This window comes from Brevundimonas sp. SS2672, assembly GCF_059579685.1.
The window spans coordinates 2105326-2125616 of the sequence record NZ_CM184201.1; the positions used below are offsets into that span (position 1 = coordinate 2105326).

The window sequence follows — 20291 nt, forward strand, 5'->3', positions numbered from 1 at the left end:
GATGGTTGACGCCGTCTCCACCAACAACGCTGCAGGCCGGGTGAACGCCGGGGGCCAGATGCTGGCCTCCAACTTCCAGACCTTCCTGTCGCTGCTGACCACCCAGCTGAGGAACCAGGACCCGCTGTCGCCGGTCGATCCCAACGAATTCACCGCCCAGCTGACCCAGATGGCGGGCGTCGAGCAGCAGCTTCTGACCAACGATCTGCTGACCAGCCTGCTGAGGGCCCAGCAGGGCGACGGCCTGACCGGCGCCTCGCAGTATATCGGCAAGGACGCCACCGCCGTCTGGTCCGCCACCCGCTTCGAGGACGGCGAGGCCAGCTGGAGCTATGAACTGGCCGCCGACGCGACCGACGTCACGCTTCAGGTGCTGGACGCCTCGGGCAAGGTGGTCTGGAGCGGCCCGGCTCCCGACAAGACCAACGGCATGCACGACTTCAAGTGGGACGGAGCCACGACCGGCGGCGGTCAGGTGGACGACGGCGGCGTCTATACGCTGAAGGTCCTCGCCAAGGACGGCGCGGGCAAGGACGTCGACAGCCAGGTGCTGATCCGCGGCCGCGTCACCGGCGTCGAGATGTACGACAACACCCCCTTCGTCATCATCGGCAAGTCGATCATGCCGGTGTCCAGCCTGATCGCGCTGGAAGAGCAGAAGGCCGCCGCCCAGCCCGATCCCGAAGAGGACGCCGGCGCGCTCAGCGCCCTCGCCTCGAAACTCAATCCTCTCAATCTTCTTTCGTAAGGAACCCCAGTCATGAGCATCAACGGCGCCATGATGGCCGGCGTGTCCGGTCTGACCGCCAACGCCGCGGCCCTTTCGACGATCTCGCAGAACATCGCCAACGTGAACACCGTCGGCTACAAGCGCGCGTCGACCGAGTTCTCGACCGTCGTCAACGCCCAGACGGCCGGCGCAAGCTACTCCGCCGGCGGCGTCCAAGCCGCCGCCCGCCACTTCATCAGCCAGGCGGGCCAGCTTCAGCGCACCACCTCGGGCACCGACCTGGCCATCGCCGGCCAGGGCTTCTTCGTCGTCACCGAGAAGTCCGAGAACCTGACCCTTTCGGACGCGCGCCTGTTCACCCGCGCCGGGGCGTTCAAGATCGACGATCTGGGCTACCTGCAGAACACCTCGGGCCTGTATCTGCAGGGCTGGCCGGTCGACGCCGACGGCGTGGTCAACAGCGACCCGTCGGACATGAGCCGCCTGCGCACCATCAACGTCGGCTCGGTCGGCGGCGCGGCCGAACCCACGACCCGCGTCGGCCTGAACGCCAACCTGAAGTCCAGCCAGCCGGTCAATGAAGCCGCCCAGACGCCCCCGCCGGCCGGCGTCACGGCCTATGACCCCGCCGCCAACTCCATGTCCATGTACGCCAACGACCCGGCGACGGGCGTGAAGCCGGACTTCGAGATCACCATTCCGGTGTCCGACTCCAAGGGCGGGCAGCGCAACATCACCGTCTCCTTCCTGAAGAGCGCCGACGCCAACGAGTGGTACGCCGAGATCCGCGCGCCCGCCGACATGGTCACCAACACCGACGGCCTGCTGAAGTCGGGACGCATCGCCTTCACCCAGGACGGTCGCCTCGACGTGGCCAAGATGCAGGGTTGGGCCGCCGGAACCGGCCTGTTCGACGACCCGACCAACGCCAGCCTGTCGCTGGGCTCGTCGGACGGCGCGACCGCGGGCGCTGACGGCGCCTGGGCCGCCGACCTGGGCATTGCGGCCCAGACCATCGCCTTCGACCTGAACGCCTCGGCGGGCGGCCTGACGCAGTACGACAGCACCTCCATCGTCCAGGCCACCTATACGAACGGCACCGCCTTCGGAAACCTGACCGAGGTGAAGATCGATGAGGCGGGCTTCGTCACCGCCATCTTCGACAACGGCGTCATGCGCAAGATCGCCCAGGTCGCCCTGGCCACCTTCCCCAGCGCCGACAGCCTGACCGAGGTGTCGGGCAACGCCTTCCGTGTCAGCCAGAACTCCGGCACCTTCAACCTGAAGGCCCCCGGCACCGGCGGCGCGGGCCTGCTGGGCGCCCAGCAGCTGGAAGCCTCGACCGTCGACCTTTCGACCGAGTTCACCGGCCTGATCACCACCCAGCGCGCCTATTCGGCCTCGTCCAAGATCATCACCACCGCCGACGAGATGCTGGCGGAGCTGATCAACATCAAGCGCTGATCGGCCAACAGGACTCCATGAGCAAGGTCTCGTTAGACTCGATGAATCCTTCCTTTAGCCGGCGCAGAAGGCGCCGGACCGGCCGGATGCGTCTTAGCCATTCCTTCACCACGACGCTTAAAAGCCTTTTAGCGGGCGGGGGCCTAGCCTGCGCGTCTATGGTGGTGGTGAGAGAGGCTTAAGCCCATGCTGCAAGAGCGACGCCTTAACAGTAACGGCGAACAGTACGTGGTCGGCCCGACCGGTACGCCCCTGACCCTGCGGGATCTTCCGCCCTCGGACACGAACCGCTGGGTCATCCGCCGCAAGGCCGAGGTCGTGGCCGCCGTGCGCGGCGGGCTGATCAGCCTGGAGGACGCCCTGGAGAAGTACCGTCTAACGGCCGAGGAGTTCATGGCCTGGCAGAAGGCCATCGACAAATGGGGCATGCAGGGTCTGCGCACCACGCGCATCCAGAGCTACCGCGACTAGGCTTTTCGCCTGAACGCATGATCACGGCCGCTCCAGAACGGGGCGGTCTTTTTCATTGGACCCGCCTTCGTTTCGAGCCAGGCCTCGAAATCGCGCGCATCAGGGCCTAAATGGCGGCGATGACCATGGACGCCCTGACCGACGACATCCTCTGCCCCGTTCCCGACATCGCCCCCATGTCGCAAGCCGACCTGGACGCCGCGATCGAGAGCGTGCGACAGGCCGTCGGCCTGCCGCAGGGCGCGCGCGTGGTCGCCGCCATGTCGGGCGGGGTGGATTCCACCGTCGTCGCCGCCCTGCTGCACAAGGCGGGCTATGACGTCGTGGGCGTGACGCTGCAGCTCTATGACCACGGCGAAGCGCTGAAGAAGAAGGGCGCCTGCTGCGCGGGTCAGGACATTCACGACGCCCGCCTGGCCGCCGACCTGATCGGCATTCCGCACTACGTCCTCGACTATGAGAACCGCTTCAAGGACGCGGTGATCGACCAGTTCGCGGATTCCTATCTGAAGGGCCAGACGCCGGTCCCCTGCATCCGCTGCAATCAGACGGTGAAGTTCCGCGACCTGCTGGACGTCGCCCGCGACCTCGGCGCCGAGGCGATGGCCACCGGCCACTACGTCCGCCGCGCCACGCACGGCAACCGCTCGCAGATGCGCAAGGCGGTCGATCATTCGCGCGACCAGTCCTACTTCCTGTTCGCCACGACGCAGGATCAGCTGGATTATCTGCGCTTCCCGCTCGCCGACCTGGAAAAGCCGCAGGTGCGGGGCGTCGCCGCATCGCTGGGCCTGCGCATCGCCGCCAAGCCGGACAGCCAGGACATCTGTTTCGTGCCGACCGGCGACTATCGCACCCTGATCGACCGCCTGCGGCCGCAGGGGCGCGAAGCGGGCGACATCGTCCACATGGACGGCCGGGTGCTGGGCCGCCATTCGGGCATCACCGACTACACCATCGGCCAGCGCCGGGGGCTGAACGTCGCCGTGGGCGAGCCCCTGTTCGTGGTCAAGCTGGACCCCGACCATCGCCGCGTCATCGTCGGCCCGCGCGAAGCCCTGCTGACCGCGCGCCTGACGCTGGAGGAAACCAACTGGCTGGGCGATCAGGCCACGATCGAGGAAGCCGCCCGCGACGGCGCTCCGGTCCTGGCCCGCGTCCGCTCGACTCGCCAGCCCTCCCCCGCCCGCCTCGCTTTCATCGATGACGCCGTTCAGGTGGTCTTCGATCAGGGCGAGGAAGGCGTCGCACCCGGTCAGGCCTGCGTCCTTTACGATCCGGCCGACGACGAACGGGTCCTGGGCGGCGGCTTCATCCAGTCGACCGAAGCCGTGGCGGTCTAACCCCCATCGTCACCCTCGGGGGCTGTCCCGAGGGCCCAGCGCGGCGACACGCTTTTCGTTGAATTTGCAAGCCACGCGGACAGCCGCTCAGGTCACGCACACGTCCGCCATGGGCCCTCGGGACAAGCCCGAGGGTGACGGTTCCGATGGGCCGCATAGACCCGCAGGCAGTTGCCGTCCGGGTCGCGCGCCACGAAGCCGCGGCCGCCGTCCATGTCCGTCGGCGGCAGGACGATGCGCGCGCCCCGGTCCCACCAGTCGATGTGCAGTTCATCCACCACGCCGGGCGCCTCCATGCGCAGGTCCGCCTGCGCTCCGCCTCGCCCGCGCCACAGGCTGAGCGTCCGCCCCGGCGCCAGCAGGAAAACGGCATGGTCCGGCCCCGCCTCGACCGGTCGTCGGCCCAGCAGCCCGGCGTAGAAACGCGCGCTGGCGTCCGGATCGGCCACGTTCAGCACAATGTCGTCGCTCATGGTCAAGGTCCCTCCGCCTGAACAGAAGGAGAACTTAGCCGGATCTGCCGCCAGTTTCTGTCAGCATCATCGCAGCGGCCCCTGACGGTCGCAGGCCTCGTGCCAGCGCTTCAGCAGCACGGCCTTTCGCGTGGGATAGCGGGTCTCCAGCACCTCGGCCTCGACGATGCGGTCGGTGCGGAAGCTGCGGAAGTCGCCGCGCAGCTCGCACCAGCCGATCAGCAGCCGCACCCGGTCGAAGAAGGCCAGGGCGAAGGGCCAGACGACCCGGTCCGACGCCGCGCCCGCCTCGTCGCGATAGTTCAGCCTCAGCTTGCGCTCGATGCGGATCGCCTTGCGCAAATGGGCCGGATCGACCGCATCGGCGGGAATCGGCGCGCCCGGCCCGATGAACAGGGCCGAGGCCTCCATCTCGTCGCGCAGATCCGGCGGCAGCACCGCCGCGATCCGCGCCTGGGCGCTCAGCGCCGCATCGCGCAAGCGCGCATCCGCCCGCTCGGCCACCCAGCGCGAGCCCAGGGCCAGGGCCTCGATCTCTTCCGGCGTGAACATCAGCGGCGGCAGCAGATAGCCGGGCTTCAGCACATAGCCCACGCCCGGTTCGCCCTCGATCGTCGCGCCCTGCGCCTGCAGGCTGGCGATGTCGCGATAGAGGGTGCGCAGGGAAACGCCCGTCTCCTCCGCCAGCGCGCGGCCGCTGACCGGCCGACGATGGCGCCGCAGGGTGTTGAGAAGATCAAGAAGACGTTCGGAGCGCGACACTCTGCAAGCTTAACAGACTTGCTGTCAGAAAGCGGCAGCATGGGTCGGACAGAGACGCTCTTGCTCCCGCCCAGCCTGAGCGGACATGATGGATTTCCAACGGGAGAACGCCCTTGCGCGGCATCGACTTCAGCTCATGGCAGAGCCTGTTCGCCACCTTGCTGGGCCTGGCCCTGGTCACGCTGATCGGGATGGGCATACGGCTGATGATGATGTTCGCCATCCAGCAGCGCCGCGAACGGATGAACCGCCAGATCAACGAGCGCCTGCGCACCCTGATCGCCGCCTATAAGGTGCTGGGCGGATCGTTCACTGGCGATCTGAGCGTCGACCCTCGCCACATGCGCGACATCCGGCGCGGCGGCGCCGGCGACGACGACGCCGCCGCTCACGCACGCTCGGACCGCGCCCGCCGCATCCGCGATGCGGTTGAATCGGCCCTATCCGACATCATCCTGCTGGGGACGGAAGACCAGGTGCGCCTGGCCGAACAGGCCGCGCGCGACCTCGTCGCCGGACGGCCGGTGCGCACCCACGCCCTGGTCGTCTCCCTGCGCGACTTCATCCGCAAGGCTCTGGACCTCACCCCCGTCCCGCGCGGCCTCGACATTCCGCCGCAAGGCCCGGCCCGCCCGTCAGGAAGCAAGAGCGGCCGCGATGACGCCAAGGGCGGCGGCTCCGGCGGCGGAGGGGGCGGCATGGGCATGGGGATGGGCATGGGCGGCTCGGACGACGTCTCGCAGCACAAGACAGGCTGATCGGCATTCCGCCAGCCTCCCCCGGCGGCAGACTCTCAGGCCGCTTCGTCCTTGGCCGGCATGACCTCGCCGACGGTCGGTCGGTTCTCGGTGAAGACCACCTCCACCTCGCGCGGGCGAACCATCTCATTGCAGCAGCCGCAGGCGATACGCGGCTTCAGGTCATGGCCGCAGGTCTTGTGGCGCAGGACGATGCCCGACGCCTCGTCGCCATAGACGTGCTTCTCGCCCCAGGCGTGCAGGGTGACGAGGACGCCGTACAGATCCTTGCCCTTGGCGGTCAGCACATATTCGTTGCGCGGCGGGCGTTCGGAATAGGGGCGCGGCTCCAGCACGCCGTGATGCACCAGGGATTTCAGGCGCGCGGCCAGGACGTTGCGCGCGACGCCCAGCCGCTCCTGCCACTGCTCGAAGCGACGGACGCCGTTGAAGGCGTCGCGGATGACCAGCATGGTCCACGGATCACCGATCACCTCGAGGGTGGCGGCGACCGAGCAGCTCTGGCGCGAATAGTCGGCGGTGCGTCCCATGACCGGAAAGTGACCTCGCGTCAGGCTTTTGACAAGGGTTGCCAATCGCGACGGAGTAAGTCAGTTTCTATTTGCAACGGACATGGCCGCTCCCCGGCCGTTTCCTTCCCTCGACTCGGAGGCGGCGCCGTCGCAGGTTCCGCCTCCGCTTTTCGATGAGAGCCATGACCGAACCCGAGTTGATCCACGCCGCCTTCCGCCTGACGCCCGAGGACGATGGGACCTTGGCCGCCCATCTGTCGGGCGAGTTCTCGAACGGCCCGATCAGCGCCCCGCCCGAGGCGGGATTCCCCTTCGGCGGCCTGCTGGCGGCTCTGTGCGCCGGGGCCATGCGCCAGGGCCTGGGGATCGAGGCGCCGCTGCGCAGTCTGACGGTCCAGTATCTGGCCGCCGCCCACTACGGTCAGTCCCTGCATTTCCGGCCCCGGATGCTGCGCGGCGGCCGCAACGTCGCCTATGCCGTGGTCGAAGGCGGCCAAGGCTCGAAGCTGACCCACCACGCCAGCGCCACCTACGGCGCCGACGGCGCGACGCCCACGCCGCTGACGCCCCTGCTGGCGCCGCCGCCCTCGCTGGACAGCCTGAAGGACGCGCCGGGCATCAGCGGTCCGATGGCCCCGCGCTTCTCTCAGCACGTCGACTATCGCTTCGACGGCGGCCCCAACATCCTGGGCGGCAATGAGGGCAAGCCTGTCGTCGAGCGGGTCTGGATGCGGGTGAAGGACGGCGCGCCGCTGGACGAACTGCGGATGTGCTACCTGCTCGACGCCCTGTATCCGCCCGCCTGGACGGCCTTCAAGGCGCCGCCGATGATGACGACGGTGGACCTGCGCTGCGATTTCCTGGCCGATCCGACGCCGGACAGCGCGCCCGACGGCTGGGCCTTCTTCGAATACCGGCTGCTGGACCACGGTCTGGGATGGTCGGTGGACGAGGCGATCGCCTGGGGCGCGGACGGCCGCCCGCTCGCCCTGGCCCGCCAGCGCCGCAAGCTGTTGTGAGGCGCCGCTTGCCAGCGGGCCTTCGCCTCCCCTAATCCCCCTCGAAACGATTCAATTACGGAAACGCCTGTCATGACCGCCGCTGCTGATCCCGTCGTCATCTGCTCCTTCGCCCGTACCCCGATGGGCGGCTTCCAGGGCGCGCTGTCGCCGGTCAAGGCCACCGATCTGGGCGCCGCCGCCGTCAAGGCCGCTGTCGAGCGCGCGGGCGTCGCGCCTGAAAAGGTCGAGCAGATCTTCATGGGCTGCGTCCTGCCCGCCGGTCTGGGCCAGGCCCCGGCGCGTCAGGCCGCCATCGGCGCGGGCCTCGGCAAGCACGTCGAGGCGACGACGGTGAACAAGATGTGCGGCTCGGGCCTGCAATCGGCCATGATGGCGCACGATGCCCTGCTGGCGGGCACGGCTGACGTCATCGTCGCGGGCGGCATGGAGTCGATGACCGGCGCCCCCTATCTGATGAACAAGCACCGCGGCGGCGCCCGCATCGGCCACGACGTCATCGTCGATTCCATGATGATGGACGGCCTTGAAGACGCCTATTCCCCCGGCAAGGCCATGGGCGTCTTCGCCGAAGACGCGGCCGCCCAGTATCAGTTCACCCGCGAAGCGATGGACGAATACGCCATCGAAAGCCTGACCCGCGCCAAGAACGCCATCGCCTCGGGCGCCTTCAAGGCCGAGATCGTCCCGGTCGAGGTCGCCACCCGCAAGGGTCCGGTGACGGTCAGCGAGGACGAACAGCCCGGCAAGGCCGATCCGGCCAAGATCCCGACGCTGAAGCCCGCCTTCGTCAAGGACGGCGCGATCACCGCCGCCAACTCCAGCTCCATTTCCGACGGCGCGGCCGCCATGGTCATGACGCGCGAAAGCACGGCCAAGGCCCTGGGCCTGCCCATCGTCGCCCGCGTGGTCAGCCACGCCGCCCACGCCCATGAGCCGGGCCTGTTCACCACCGCCCCGGTTCCGGCCATGCAGAAGGCGCTGAAGAAGGCGGGCTGGTCGGTCGAGGACGTCGACCTGTGGGAGGTCAACGAGGCGTTCGCCGTCGTCGCCATGATCGCCCAGCAGGAACTGGGCATCGACCGCGCCAAGTTGAACGTCAACGGCGGCGCCACGGCGCTGGGCCACCCCATCGGCGCCTCGGGCGCGCGCATCCTGTCGACCCTGCTGGCGGCGCTTCAGGCGCGCGGCGGCAAGAAGGGCGTGGCCTCGCTGTGCATCGGCGGCGGCGAGGCCGTGGCCATGGCGGTGGAACTCGTCTGAGCCTGCGGCGTTGTCGGCGGCCTAGCTTACTGACTACGGAGACCTCCCCCTTGAAACTCCCCGCCCTGCTCACCGCCGGCGTCGCCGCCCTCAGCCTGACCGCCTGCGCCACCGCCCAAGCCGAAGGCGCCATGACCCAGGCTGACTCCGTGACCGGCCAGGCCGGTTCCGCTGACCTCAAGGCCTTCCCGGCCGCGACGGCGGGCCAGACCCGCCACGTCATCAACCTGCCGGCCCAGTCGGACGAGGACGCGCTGAAGGTCGAGCTGATTCTGGGCAAGACCCAGACGGTCGACTGCAACCGCCAGTTCTTCGGCGGCCGCCTTGAAACCCGCACCGCCGAGGGCTGGGGCTACGACTACTATGTCCTGCCCGCCCTGGGGAACGCGGCCAGCACCCTGATGGGCTGCCCTCCGGGCTCGGAGCGCGAAGCCTTCGTGACGACGCAGGAACAGCCGCTGATCCGCTACAACTCGCGCCTGCCGGTGGTGGTCTACACGCCGTCGGACGTCGAGGTGCGCTATCGCGTGTGGCGTGCGGGCGAAACCCAGACGGCGCGCTGATCGCCGCCGTTCATTGAAATCAGACGCGGGCGTCGGTCGGATTCGATCGGCGCCCGTTCTGTATCAGGCCCACGTCTTCCATCCGCATCCCGCTGCATCAGCGAGGCCAGGGAGGCGCATCCGGCGCTCAGGACGATCATGGGCCGACTCCTGCATTTGCGAACCATTTGCAGGTTTGCGCAGAGTCGGCCGTCGTGCAAGCGTCCGTCTCCATTTCTCTCGGAGAGTCGCCATGCGCGAAGACGGCAAGCTGGATTATCTCGAACTGCCCGCGACGGATCTGGCGGCGCACAAGGCCTTCTACGCCCAGGCGTTCGGCTGGAGCTTCCAGGACTACGGACCCGCCTATGCGGCGTTCAGCGAAGGGCTGGACGGCGGCTTCACCCCCGACGCCATGACGCCCAAGCCCCTGCCCATTCTCTACGCCCACGATCTGGAGGCCATGCAAGCCAGGGTAGAGGCGGCGGGCGGCGCGATCACCCACGCCATCTTCGCCTTCCCCGGCGGGCGACGCTTCCACTTCCGCGACCCGTCCGGCAACGAACTGGCCGTCTGGTCCGAAAAGTAAGGCCCTATTTCGGGTCCACGCTCTGGGCGATGCGCTCGGCCTCGTCGCGGTCGGCGCCGTCCTGGGCCATCAACCAGACGTGGATCTCGGCCGGCTCGGCCGAACGCTGGAACAGGTGCTCCATGGCGATGCGACGCTGACCTTCGGTCGTCACCACCGAGACGCGGCCGCCGACCGTCACCTGTTCCCCGTCATAGATCGGAAATTGCGAGGAAGGCCCGGCGTAGATCATCAGATAGGTCTTGCCCGCCTTGCGCGCCGAATAGACGTGAGCGCCCGGCGCCGCCCGTCCCTCGACCAGCTGGAAGCCCGGCGGCAGGTCGATGCGGAACGGCAGGGCCGCCCGCTCGGCCGCGCTCAGGCCCTGAGGCGCGGGCGCGGGGGCGGGCTGCGGCGAGCGCACCGGCGCCGCAGAGGGCGGAGCGGACGGCGTGCGCGGGGCGGCCTGCGGCTGCGTCGTCGGCCTCGGCGATTGAGGCTGGGGGGCCGGCGGGGGAACTGCGGATGACGGCGTCGGCGAGGCCGGCGTCGGCGAAGCGGGCGCGCCGTTCAGGCGGCGGGTCAAGTCGTCGATCCGCGCCCGTTCGGCCGGGTCCTGGCGCGCAGCCGCAGGCGGGGATGCGGCAGGCGCCGGCGTCGGTCTTGACGGCGAAGCCTGAGACGCGGCCTGAGCTGTCGGCGGCGCGGCTCTCTCGGGTGCCGCTCTCTGGGGCGCGGGCGGCGCGCCGTTCAACCGACGCGTCAGATCCTCGATGCGGGCGCGCTCCTCCGGGTCCTGCTGGGCGGATGCGGGCGTCGCCGCCGCAGCCAGCGGAGCGACAAGCGACAGGGCGACGATCAGGGTTTTCATGGCGTCGACATTGGCGGCGAGGGCCGCGCCGGGTCAAGCGGCCATCTCGCCCTTCACGATCAGGCGCCGGGCAGCTCCACCCAGAAGGTCGCGCCCTGGCCCGGCGCCGAGGTCACGCCGATCTCGCCGCCTTGCAGCTCCACCAGCCGCTTGGCCAGGGTCAGGCCGACGCCGTGCCCCTCGATGGCCGAACGCTCCAGCCCCAGGCGATTGAAGGGCTCGAACAACTGGGCCTGCTTCTCGGCCGAGAGCCCCGGCCCGCGATCGACGACCTCGATGCGCACGCGGTCGCCGCTCCAGGCAGCGCGCAGGACGACCAGACCGCCCGCCGCTCCATACTTGACGGCGTTGTTCGCCAGATTGCCCACCACCTGGGTCAGGCGCTGGGAATCGGCCCGCGCCACCAGGTGATCGCCGGCGGCCACGACGTCGATCTTCACCGCCGCCGCCTCAGGATTCAGCAGCAGGCTGCGGCGCACGTCCTCCAGCACCCCGGTGACGTCGGTGGGCCTCAGATCGACCTTGACCGCCCCCGCCTCGGCCCGCGCCACGTCGAGCAGATCATGGGTCAGGGCCTCGACCTGGCGGGCCGTCTTGACCAGCATCTGCGCCATCTCGACCTGGTTGGGCGTCGTCGCGCCCAGGTGCCCTCCGGCCCACAGTTCGCCGATGCCGATGACGCCGCCGATCGGGCTCTTGATCTCATGAGCCACATTGGCCAGCAGGCGCGACTTGGCCGCCGAGGCGCGTTCGGCCCGCAGCCGGCCCTCGCGAGCCCGCTCGGTCAGGCGGTCGCGCTCCTCCAGCAGGGCGGCGACCATGACGATGGGCATATAGCCCAGCAGCACCAGAAGCTGGCCCAGCATCGCCCGCTGCTCGGGTGCGAAGGCGTGATAGGGGCCGTTCCCGGCCATGGTGCCGCCGATGGCCATGATCGAAACGATCACCAGGGCCCAGGCGATGCCGACCACGCGGAAGCGCACCGCCATCAGCACCAGCAGCGGCAGCAGCAGAAACCCATAGGGCAGGCTCAACTGCGAGAAGATGGCGTAGCAGGCCCCGAGGATCAGAGCGCTGAGCGCCACGCCCTCGGCCAGACGCGCGGGCTGGCGCAGAATATCCAGATGCTTTCGGCGCAGGGTCAGGCCGAACACGCCCAGGACAGCGAAACCCAGGGCGTGCCCGCTCCACCAGATCCGCAGCGAATCCAGCAGATCCACGCCGATCATCATGTGCAGAGCGACGGCGCTGAACACGGCGGACGGCAGCGGCGCTATGGCGCAAACCATCAGGAACCGCGCCAATCCTTCGACGCTGTCGACGTGCAGTCCCGTCACCAGCCGTCGTGTCAGGACCACCGCCAGGGCGATCTCCAACAGGTTGGCCACGGTGAAAAGCAGAGCCAGGGTCGGCCCATTGCCGCTCAGGAACTCGCCCGCCAGGACGCCCGCGGCGATCAGCACGGCGAAGCCGCAATCATAGGCGGCTCCCCGACCGCCGCGCAGCCACAGGGCCATCGCCAGGCCGCCGGCGCCCCAGAGGGCCGCGACCACGCCATTGGCCCGGGCGAAGCTGATCGCCAGAACCACGAGGATCGTCACCCCCACGGCGGTCAGGATCGGCAGCAGAGGCTGTCGAAAGAAGGCGGCGTTCGCCTGCGACGACGGGGGCGCGACGGGCGCCAGGCCCGACGGCTCTACGACGGCTTCAGTCCTTTCGAGCGCGCGGCTCATCGTCATGATCGGGTCCACGATGCGACACTGGCCTCGCACCCTGCCCCAGCTTCCTAAACATCCTCTGAAGTCAGGCGACGGTCGCCGAAGCCGCCGCGAGGGCCGCGTCGAAGGCCCGCATGGCGGCCGCCGGCCCCTGCGGATGCGCCCAGACCCCGGCGCTGACGGCCACGAAGTCCGCGCCCGCCGCGGCCAGTCCGCCCGCATTCTCGGCCGTGACGCCGCCGATGGCGACGCAGGGAACCTCCATCGTCTCCTGCCAGATGGTCAGGATCTCGGGCTCGGCGTGATGGACCACCTCCTTGGTCGCCGTCGGGAAGAAGGCGCCGAAGGCGACATAGTCCGCCCCGCCCTCGGCCGCCTCCATCGCCAGGTGGCGGCTGTCGTGGCAGGTGACCCCGATCATGGCGTCCTCGCCCATGATGCGACGCGCCTCGGCCAGGGAGGCGTCCTCCTGGCCCACATGCACCCCGTCGCAACCCGTGGCGCGCGCCAGATCCGGGCGGTCGTTCAGGATCAGAGCCACGTCGTGCGTCTGGCAGATCGGCTTCAACCGGGCGACGGCGGCGCGGATCTCCTCGTCCGAGGCCTCCTTCAGGCGGATCTGCAGGGCGGCGCAGTCGCCAGACGCCAGGGCGGTCTCCAGATCGGCGGCGAAAGCGTCCAGATTCGGGATGGCGGCCGGGGTGATCAGGTACAGCCGGCAAGGGGGACGGGCGGGGATTTGCGGTTGACGAGCCATGGCCGAGCCCTGCCCGTCGGTGTCGGCGCCGTCAATGTCGCACGTGCATGCGAATGATTTGCACCCGCCTTAAGAAGTGCTATAGCGAGCCATTCTCAGTGTTCCGGGTGCCTCGCCTTGTACGTCTGCAACTGTAACGGTCTTCGCCAGCGTGACGTCGCCCTCGCCATCGAGGCGGGCGCCAGCCGCCCGAAGGACATCTTCGCCAGCCACCAATGCGCGCCCCAGTGCGCCAAATGCGTGTGCGAGATGCGCCAGATGATCCAGGAAACCCAGACCGCCTTCGCCATCGCCGCCGAATAGACGGTTTTGAAAGCGGATTTCACTCGCATTATCAATGCAGTGATAAAAACTCGCAAATAATCAGCGGCTGCAAAGCCGTGATATGAAGGTCGTCACGGGCGGTCAGGAGGCTCGGCCTTGCGTCGAGGCCGTCTCCGCCGCCGCTTTTTGAAGGACGACGACCATGAAGGGCGATCCCGCGATCATCCGCACCCTCAATGCGGTGCTGACCAACGAACTGACGGCGGTGAACCAGTATTTCCTGCACGCCCGCATGTTCGAGAGCTGGGGCCTGGCCCACCTCGGCAACGTCATCTACGAGGAATCGATCGGCGAGATGAAGCACGCCGACATGCTGATCAAGCGCATCCTGTTCCTGGACGGCCTGCCCAATCTGCAGGATCTGCACAAGCTGAAGGTCGGCGAGGACCCGATCGAATGCCTGGGCGCCGACCTGCAACTGGAGATCGACAGCCGCGCCACGACCCGCGACGCCGTCACCCAATGCGAGGAAGCCCGCGACTACGTCAGCCGCGACCTACTGATGAAGATCCTGGCCGACACCGAGGAGCACGTCGACTTCCTCGAGAACCAGCACAGCCTGATCCAACTGATGGGCGCGCAGAATTATCTGCAGTCGGCGATGAAGGAAATCGTCACCGACGGCGCCGCCACGGGGAACTGATCCAAGGCCGGGCGCGGCCTCAGAAGGCGGGAACGTCCGCCGCGCCCGGTTGTTCTTGGCTGCATGAGCAGCATGGACGACGCCCTCGACGCCGCCCGCGACCACGCGGCGGACTTCCTCAACGCCGAAGGCCGCGACTGGCGCCACGTCGCCCTGGGCGCGGCGCTGACCGTCGGCTTCGCCCTGGCGGCGACGGCCGTGGCGACCCGCGCCGTTCCCCCGCAGACACGCGGCCTGACCGGCGCCCGAAAACGCGAGGGTCCGATCACCGAGCGGCCGCGCGGACCGTTCAGCCTAATCCTCCCCGCCGTCTTCTCCGCCACCACCCTGTCGGCCCTGCGCGTGTGGAACGCGCCCGCAAGGCCCGGACGCAACGCCGCCATGGGCCTGTGGGCCGTCGCCCAGACGGTCAACGCCGTCTGGCTGGCCGCGCGGCCCACAGGACGTTGGACCCAGATTCTGGCCGCCATGTCCTCGGCGGGTCTGGCCGCCGCCTTCGCCCATGAGGCGCGCAAACTTGACCCCGGCGCGGGCAAGCTGGCCGCCCCGACCGGCATGGGCGTGCGCCTGGCCAATCAGGCGGAACGCAGTCTGAACGACGCGGCCTGAATCCGCGAGTCGCCGAGCAGCGCCATTGCCCTTTTTCGGCTTATCCTCTAGGGCTCCCGGCGATTTGGCGCGCCACGCCCTGGCGGTCGGCGCCTGCCGCCCCCCAGCAACGAGCCCTACGGTTCTCATGAAAATCAACGCCAACACCATCAAGCCCGGCATGGTCCTGCAACACAACGGCGGCCTGTGGGTCGTCACCAAGGCCAGCCACGTCAAGCCCGGCAAGGGCGGCGCCTTCGCCAACGTCGAGGCCAAGAACCTCGAAACCGGCAACAAGCTGAACGAACGCTTCCGCTCGGAAGACAAAGTCGAGCGCGTCACGCTGGAACAGCGCGACTACTCCTATCTGTTCGACAACGGCGAAACCCTCGTCTTCATGGACGACGAGTCCTATGAGCAGATCGAACTGCAAAAGGGCTGGGTCGGCGAAGACCGCATCCCCTACCTGCAGGAAGGGATGAAGGTCATCATCGAGTCGCACGAAGAGCGTCCGATCGGCCTGGAACTGCCGGAACAGGTCGTTCTGGAAGTCGTCGAGACCGAGCCGACCGTGAAGGGCCAGACCGCCTCGTCGTCTTACAAGCCCGCCAAGGCCTCGAACGGCATCCGCGTCATGATCCCGCCCTTCATGTCGACGGGCGAGAAGATCATCGTCGATACCTCGACCGGCGAATACGTCCGCCGCGCGGACTAACAAACGCCGTCATTCCCGGCCAAGGCCGGGCGCTGTAAAGACTACAGGGGCGCGGATGGTCCGCGCCCCTTTTGCTTCTCCGTCCATCCGGGCCGCAGGCCTTTCGAGGATCGACGGATCAGGAGAACCGCCTATGGCCCTCGCTTCCGCCCTGCTCCAGGTCATGATGGACGCCGTCCGCAAGACCGCCCGCCCGATGCTCCGGGATTTCGGCGAGGTGTCCCAGCTCCAGGTGTCCCGCAAGGGCCCCGGCGACTTCGTCACCGCCGCCGACGTCAAGGCCGAACAGACCCTGTTCGAGCTGCTGCTGAAGGCCCGCCCCGGCTACGGCTTCCTGGGCGAGGAACGCGGCATGGTCGAGGGCACCGACAAGACCCACACCTGGATCGTCGACCCGATCGACGGCACCACCAACTTCATGCACGCCATGCCCCACTTCGCCATCACGGTGGGCCTGGAGCGCAAGCATCCCGACGGCACGTCCGAGATCGTGGCCTGCGTCACCTACAACCCGGTCATGAACGAGATGTTCTGGGCTGAAAAGGGCAAGGGCTGCTATCTGAACGACACCCGCATCCGCATCGCCGGACGCGCCGACATGGCCGAGTGCCTGATCGCCACGGGCCTGCCCTTCATCGGCAAGACTGGCCACGGACAGGCCATCAAGGACATCCACGCCGTCGGCCAGCGGGTCGCGGGGATCCGTCGCCTGGGCGCGGCCTCGCTGGACTTCGCCTGGGTCGCCGCAGGCCGCTACGACGCCTATTTCGAGCGCAACCTGCAGCCGTGGGACGTGGCGGCGGGCATCCTGCTGGTCACCGAGGCCGGCGGCGTCGTCACCACCATCGACCAGGACGGCGACCCCATGAGCGGCAAGCAGATCGTCGCCGGCAACCCGGAAATCCAGGCCAAGCTGCGCAAGATCCTGCGCGAGGCGTAAGGCATACAACCCTCTCCCGATGGGAGAGGGCTTGAGCCTCCAAGAGCGACGCGATTGGCAAGGCGAAAGGGTGAGGGTTCACGGCGAAAGTCGGCGTAAGCCGTCGCGCCGCGGCTCACGCCGACTGACAGGACAAGCCCCTCACCCTTTCGCGCAAGAACGATCGCTTCGCTCTCGTGCGCTCAAGCCCTCTCCCGCCGGGAGAGGGTCACGTGATCACGCGCCTGTCACGTCCGCCCCCTACCCTTCGCGCATGATCGCCGCCATCCTGACCGCCGTCCTCCTGTCGTCGAGCCAACCGGCCATGTCCGCTCCCCCCGCCAAGCCGACCGTCATCGCCCATCGCGGCGCCTCGGGCGAGCGCCCTGAGCACACCCGCGCCGCCTATGATCTGGCCATCGAACAGGGCGCGGACTTCATCGAACCGGATCTGGTCATGACCCGCGACGGCCGTCTGGTCGTCCGCCACGAGAACGAGATCAGCGAGACCACCGACGTCGCCGACCGTCCGGAGTTCGCTGCGCGCCGCACCACCCGCGACGTGGACGGCGTTCCCATCACCGGCTGGTTCACCGAAGACTTCACCCTGGCTGAACTGAAGACCCTTCGCGCCCGCGAGCGCCTGCCCGCCCTGCGCCCCGCCTCGGCCGCCTTCGACGGCCAGGAGCCGATTTTGACCTTCGACGAAGTGGTCGAGATCGCCCGTGACGCCAGCGCCCGCACCGGCCGCGTCATCGGCGTTGCGCCCGAACTGAAGCACCCGTCCCACTTCGCCGCTCTGGGCCTGCCGATGGAGGACGCCTTCGTCGCCGCGCTGGAGCGCCACAACCTGACTGGCGCCGACGCCCCCATCCTGATCCAATGCTTCGAGGTCGGGACTCTGGAGCGGCTGGCCGCGCGCATCGACGCCCCCCTGCTGCAACTGATGCAGGCGGGCGGCGTTCCCGCCGACCGGCCCGGCGTGACCTACGCCGAGATGGCGACGTCAGAGGGTCTGGCAGAGATCGCCCGCTATGCCGCCGCGATCGGAGTGCAGGATCTGATGGTCGTGCCGCGTGACGACGCGGGCCGGGCGCTGGACGCCTCGTCCCTCACGGCTGACGCCCATGCGGCGGGACTGAAGGTCGTGGTCTGGACCTTCCGGGCGGAGAACCTGTTCCTGCCCGCCCAATACCGCATCGGCGAAGCGCCGGCCGACCACGGCGATATGGCGCGCTGGCTGAAGGCGATCTACGCGCTGGGCGTCGACGCCGTGTTCAGCGATTTTCCCGCTGCGGCTGTAGACGCACGCTGACGTCCCTCTCCCGATGGAAGAGGGCTTGAGCCTCCAAGAGCCGAAGGCGATTGGCGAAGGCGAAAGGGTGAGGGTTCGCGGGTGAAGTCGGCCGAAGGGCGTGGCGCGACGGCTGCCGCCGACTGACAGGACAAGCCCCTCACCCTTTCGCGCAAGAACGATCGCTACGCTCTCGTGCGCTCAAGCCCTCTCCCGCCGGGAGAGGGTTTACGATCAGGTTCCCTGAAACTGCAGCTTCGCCAACCGGGCATACAGCCCGCCCTTAGCTGTCAGCTCAGCGTGCGTGCCCTCTTCGACCACCTGACCGCCGTCCATCACCACGATGCGGTCGGCGCGCAGCACGGTCGCCAGACGGTGGGCTATGACCAGGGTGGTGCGTTCGGACATCGCCTGATCCAGCGCGGCCTGCACCAGGCGCTCGTTCTCGGCGTCGAGCGCGCTGGTCGCCTCGTCCAGCAGCAGGATCGGCGCCTCGCGCACAAGGGCGCGCGCAATGGCCAGACGCTGGCGCTGGCCGCCCGACAGGCTCTTGCCGCGCTCGCCCAGCGGCGTGTCGAAGCCTTCCGGCAGGGCGTCGATGAAGCCGAGCGCCTGAGCCTCGGCGGCGACGGCGCGGGCTTCCTCCAGCGTGGCCGCTTCGCGGCCGAAGCGGATGTTCTCCAGCGCCGAGCCCGAGAACAGCGGCGCCTCCTGCGACACCCAGGCGAAGCGGTTGCGCACATCGACCGGATCGGCCGCGCGCACGTCCACGCCGTCCACCGACACCAGGCCCGACTGCGGATCATAGAAACGCAGCAACAGGCGGAAGACCGTCGACTTGCCCGCCCCCGACGGCCCGACCAGAGCCACGGTCTCGCCCGGCCGCACGGTCAGGCTGAAGCCCTTCAGCGCCGGCAGGTCGGGGCGGCCCGGATAGGCGAAGTCCACCGCCGACATCGACACCTCGCCGCGCGCCGGCTGCGGCAGGGCGACGGGGCTGGCCGGCGGGGCGATGGCGGGCGTCGCCCGCATCAGCTCGTCGATGCGCTCCATCGCGCCGGCGGCCTTCTGCACGTCGCCCCAGCTTTCGCCCAAGGCCCCCACGGCGCCCGCCGCGAACACCGACAGCAGCACGAATTGCAGCAGGGCGCCCGGCGTCATGGTCCCGGCGATCACATCCTGCGCGCCCAGCCACAGCACCAGGGTCACGCCGCCGAACATGACGACGATGATCATGGCCGTCATCACCGCCCGCGCCCGCATCCGCTTCAGCGAGACGCCGAACGCCTCCTCCACCGCCGCGCCGAAGCGGCCGATGGCGCTCCTTTCACGACCGAAGGCCTGAACCGTCTCGATGGCGTCCACGCTTTCCCCGGCGAAGCCCACGGCCCCGGCGAAGGTGTCCTGCGACTTCACCGTCAGACGTCGCACGACCCGACCGAACAGGAACAGCGGCACGATCAGAAGCGGCACGATCAGCAGGACGAAGGCCGTCAGCTTCGGACTGACGAAGAACAGCAGGATCACCCCGCCGATCAGGGTCAGCAGGTTACGCAGCGCATAGCTGATCGAGGTGGTCAGCAGGGTGTCGACCAGCTGGATGTCCGTGGTCAGGCGCGACAGCACCTCGCCCGTGCGCATATGGGCGAAGAAGACGGGGTCCAGGGTCAGGATGCGCTGGAACAGCGCCTGACGCAGATCGGCGATGATCCGCTCGCCCGTCTTGGTGACGTAGAAATAGCGCAGCGCCGTCGCCAGCCCCAGGATCACGGCGTTGAGGCCCAGGATCAGGAACCACTTGTCGATATGGGCGCCGCCGCTCTCGAACCCCTGGTCGATGGCCCCGCGCGCCGTCGCCGTCAGAGCCAGGGAGGCGACGGTCGAACCGATCAGCCAGATCGCCGAAATGCCTGCATCCATCCTGTGCCGCCCCAGGAAGGGCAGCAGCCGCCCGAGGGGACGAATGTTGCGGCTCTTGGCGCGCTTGCCGCCCGCCTCTTCCATCTGCTCGGCCAGAACGGCCCCGGCGCCGGGGCGGCCTGTCGGTTGAGCGTGGCGTTGGGGTTCTGCGTGGGTCATGGCCGCGCTCTTGCCCCGGAACGCCCCCCGGTGTAAACGCCGCCCCTCGCTCCCGTCGCGCCCTGCGGCGGGTTCTCTATTTACGCGCAGTGACGGTCGGCATCGTCGTCGCGCAGAGACGGACAAGATCGATGAAAGCGGACACGCACCCCGACTACCACTTCATCACTGTTGTGATGACCGACGGCACCACCTACCAGACCCGTTCGACCTACGGGAAGGAAGGCGCCACGCTGAACCTGGACATCGACCCGACGTCTCACCCGGCCTGGACCGGCGGCAACCAGCACCTGATGGACCGCGGCGGCCGCGTGTCGCGCTTCAACAACAAGTTCGGCGGCTTCATCAAGAAGTAAGCCACGCTTGGTGCGACAAGTTCGCCACAAAAGCGCCGGTCCGAGGGCCGGCGCTTTTTTGTTGCCCGGAACGCCGATAATATGAACGCGTTCGATCATTTGGGGCGTGGACGCTGGGTCCG

23 protein-coding genes are annotated in these 20291 nt (G+C 68.5%); 16 read left to right on the forward strand and 7 right to left on the reverse strand.

Going from position 1 to position 20291, the window contains the following annotated elements; all coding sequences use genetic code 11:
- Position 1: 1 nt before the first annotated feature.
- The 4 genes from AC52GN_RS10475 to mnmA all read left to right on the forward strand — a co-directional run bounded on the left by AC52GN_RS10475 (position 2) and on the right by mnmA (position 4008).
- The gene (locus AC52GN_RS10475) at positions 2 to 748 is read left to right on the forward strand and encodes a flagellar hook assembly protein FlgD (protein WP_496527006.1); all 747 of its coding nucleotides are present in this window, start codon (positions 2 to 4) and stop codon (positions 746 to 748) included.
- Positions 749 to 760: 12 nt separating this feature from the next.
- Complete coding sequence (gene flgE, locus AC52GN_RS10480) at positions 761 to 2194, forward strand: flagellar hook protein FlgE (RefSeq protein ID WP_291776546.1); 1434 nt, start codon at positions 761 to 763, stop codon at positions 2192 to 2194.
- Positions 2195 to 2380: 186 nt separating this feature from the next.
- Positions 2381 to 2665, forward strand: coding sequence for a CtrA inhibitor SciP (sciP, locus tag AC52GN_RS10485; RefSeq protein WP_024353268.1), 285 nt, complete (start codon positions 2381 to 2383; stop codon positions 2663 to 2665).
- Between the two features lie 176 nt (positions 2666 to 2841).
- Positions 2842 to 4008, forward strand: coding sequence for a tRNA 2-thiouridine(34) synthase MnmA (gene mnmA, locus AC52GN_RS10490; RefSeq protein ID WP_496528803.1), 1167 nt, complete (start codon positions 2842 to 2844; stop codon positions 4006 to 4008).
- A 92-nt stretch (positions 4009 to 4100) separates the two neighbouring features.
- Here mnmA and AC52GN_RS10495 read toward each other — a convergent pair whose 3' ends face one another.
- Together AC52GN_RS10495 and AC52GN_RS10500 are read right to left on the reverse strand one after the other, a co-directional pair.
- A complete protein-coding gene (locus AC52GN_RS10495) occupies positions 4101 to 4481 on the reverse strand; it encodes a VOC family protein (RefSeq protein WP_496527007.1) in 381 nt (126 codons plus the stop codon).
- Positions 4482 to 4547: 66 nt separating this feature from the next.
- On the reverse strand, positions 4548 to 5243 hold the full coding sequence (locus AC52GN_RS10500; protein ID WP_496527008.1) for a helix-turn-helix transcriptional regulator: 696 nt from the start codon (positions 5241 to 5243) through the stop codon (positions 4548 to 4550).
- Between the two features lie 113 nt (positions 5244 to 5356).
- Here AC52GN_RS10500 and AC52GN_RS10505 point away from each other — a divergent pair, with 113 nt between their 5' ends.
- On the forward strand, positions 5357 to 6001 hold the full coding sequence (locus AC52GN_RS10505) for a hypothetical protein (RefSeq protein WP_496527009.1): 645 nt from the start codon (positions 5357 to 5359) through the stop codon (positions 5999 to 6001).
- A 35-nt stretch (positions 6002 to 6036) separates the two neighbouring features.
- On the opposite strand, the gene AC52GN_RS10510 is transcribed toward AC52GN_RS10505, so the two are convergent.
- Entirely contained in the window at positions 6037 to 6531 is a 495-nt protein-coding gene (locus AC52GN_RS10510) for a winged helix-turn-helix transcriptional regulator (RefSeq protein ID WP_496527010.1), read from the reverse strand.
- A gap of 164 nt (positions 6532 to 6695) precedes the next feature.
- On the opposite strand from AC52GN_RS10510, the gene AC52GN_RS10515 reads away from it, so the two are divergent.
- From AC52GN_RS10515 to AC52GN_RS10530, 4 genes are all read left to right on the forward strand, one after another.
- Positions 6696 to 7532, forward strand: a complete 837-nt coding sequence (locus AC52GN_RS10515) for an acyl-CoA thioesterase (protein ID WP_496527011.1) — start codon at positions 6696 to 6698, stop codon at positions 7530 to 7532.
- 72 nt (positions 7533 to 7604) lie between these two features.
- The gene (locus AC52GN_RS10520) at positions 7605 to 8795 is read left to right on the forward strand and encodes a thiolase family protein (RefSeq protein ID WP_496527012.1); all 1191 of its coding nucleotides are present in this window, start codon (positions 7605 to 7607) and stop codon (positions 8793 to 8795) included.
- A gap of 50 nt (positions 8796 to 8845) precedes the next feature.
- Positions 8846 to 9358: a serine protease inhibitor ecotin gene (eco, locus tag AC52GN_RS10525; protein ID WP_343828909.1), complete on the forward strand. Its 513-nt coding sequence runs from the start codon at positions 8846 to 8848 to the stop codon at positions 9356 to 9358.
- A 232-nt stretch (positions 9359 to 9590) separates the two neighbouring features.
- Positions 9591 to 9926, forward strand: a complete 336-nt coding sequence (locus AC52GN_RS10530; protein WP_291776567.1) for a VOC family protein — start codon at positions 9591 to 9593, stop codon at positions 9924 to 9926.
- A 4-nt stretch (positions 9927 to 9930) separates the two neighbouring features.
- Here AC52GN_RS10530 and AC52GN_RS10535 read toward each other — a convergent pair whose 3' ends face one another.
- The 3 genes from AC52GN_RS10535 to thiE all read right to left on the reverse strand — a co-directional run bounded on the left by AC52GN_RS10535 (position 9931) and on the right by thiE (position 13251).
- Positions 9931 to 10776 carry a hypothetical protein gene (locus tag AC52GN_RS10535; protein ID WP_496527013.1) on the reverse strand — a complete coding sequence of 282 codons (846 nt, stop codon included), beginning with the start codon at positions 10774 to 10776 and terminating at the stop codon, positions 9931 to 9933.
- Positions 10777 to 10835: 59 nt separating this feature from the next.
- Positions 10836 to 12515, reverse strand: a complete 1680-nt coding sequence (locus AC52GN_RS10540) for a sensor histidine kinase (protein ID WP_346487383.1) — start codon at positions 12513 to 12515, stop codon at positions 10836 to 10838.
- A gap of 64 nt (positions 12516 to 12579) precedes the next feature.
- Entirely contained in the window at positions 12580 to 13251 is a 672-nt protein-coding gene (gene thiE, locus AC52GN_RS10545) for a thiamine phosphate synthase (RefSeq protein WP_496527014.1), read from the reverse strand.
- 117 nt (positions 13252 to 13368) lie between these two features.
- On the opposite strand from thiE, the gene AC52GN_RS10550 reads away from it, so the two are divergent.
- The 6 genes from AC52GN_RS10550 (at position 13369) to AC52GN_RS10575 (ending at position 17755) form a co-directional block, all read left to right on the forward strand.
- Positions 13369 to 13554 (forward strand): (2Fe-2S)-binding protein, encoded by a 186-nt coding sequence (locus AC52GN_RS10550; protein WP_291776575.1) that lies wholly within the window; start codon positions 13369 to 13371, stop codon positions 13552 to 13554.
- Positions 13555 to 13717: 163 nt separating this feature from the next.
- The gene (bfr, locus tag AC52GN_RS10555) at positions 13718 to 14218 is read left to right on the forward strand and encodes a bacterioferritin (protein ID WP_291776578.1); all 501 of its coding nucleotides are present in this window, start codon (positions 13718 to 13720) and stop codon (positions 14216 to 14218) included.
- 72 nt (positions 14219 to 14290) lie between these two features.
- On the forward strand, positions 14291 to 14827 hold the full coding sequence (locus AC52GN_RS10560) for a tryptophan-rich sensory protein (RefSeq protein WP_496527015.1): 537 nt from the start codon (positions 14291 to 14293) through the stop codon (positions 14825 to 14827).
- A gap of 127 nt (positions 14828 to 14954) precedes the next feature.
- On the forward strand, positions 14955 to 15521 hold the full coding sequence (gene efp / locus AC52GN_RS10565; protein ID WP_200167699.1) for an elongation factor P: 567 nt from the start codon (positions 14955 to 14957) through the stop codon (positions 15519 to 15521).
- Positions 15522 to 15654: 133 nt separating this feature from the next.
- Positions 15655 to 16461: an inositol monophosphatase family protein gene (locus AC52GN_RS10570; protein ID WP_125900056.1), complete on the forward strand. Its 807-nt coding sequence runs from the start codon at positions 15655 to 15657 to the stop codon at positions 16459 to 16461.
- Positions 16462 to 16714: 253 nt separating this feature from the next.
- A complete protein-coding gene (locus AC52GN_RS10575; RefSeq protein WP_496527016.1) occupies positions 16715 to 17755 on the forward strand; it encodes a glycerophosphodiester phosphodiesterase in 1041 nt (346 codons plus the stop codon).
- A 213-nt stretch (positions 17756 to 17968) separates the two neighbouring features.
- Here the strand turns inward: AC52GN_RS10575 and AC52GN_RS10580 are convergent, their stop codons facing one another.
- Positions 17969 to 19813 carry an ABC transporter transmembrane domain-containing protein gene (locus tag AC52GN_RS10580; protein WP_496527017.1) on the reverse strand — a complete coding sequence of 615 codons (1845 nt, stop codon included), beginning with the start codon at positions 19811 to 19813 and terminating at the stop codon, positions 17969 to 17971.
- A gap of 131 nt (positions 19814 to 19944) precedes the next feature.
- On the opposite strand from AC52GN_RS10580, the gene rpmE reads away from it, so the two are divergent.
- Positions 19945 to 20169, forward strand: coding sequence for a 50S ribosomal protein L31 (gene rpmE, locus AC52GN_RS10585; protein ID WP_003168899.1), 225 nt, complete (start codon positions 19945 to 19947; stop codon positions 20167 to 20169).
- Positions 20170 to 20291: the final 122 nt, after the last annotated feature.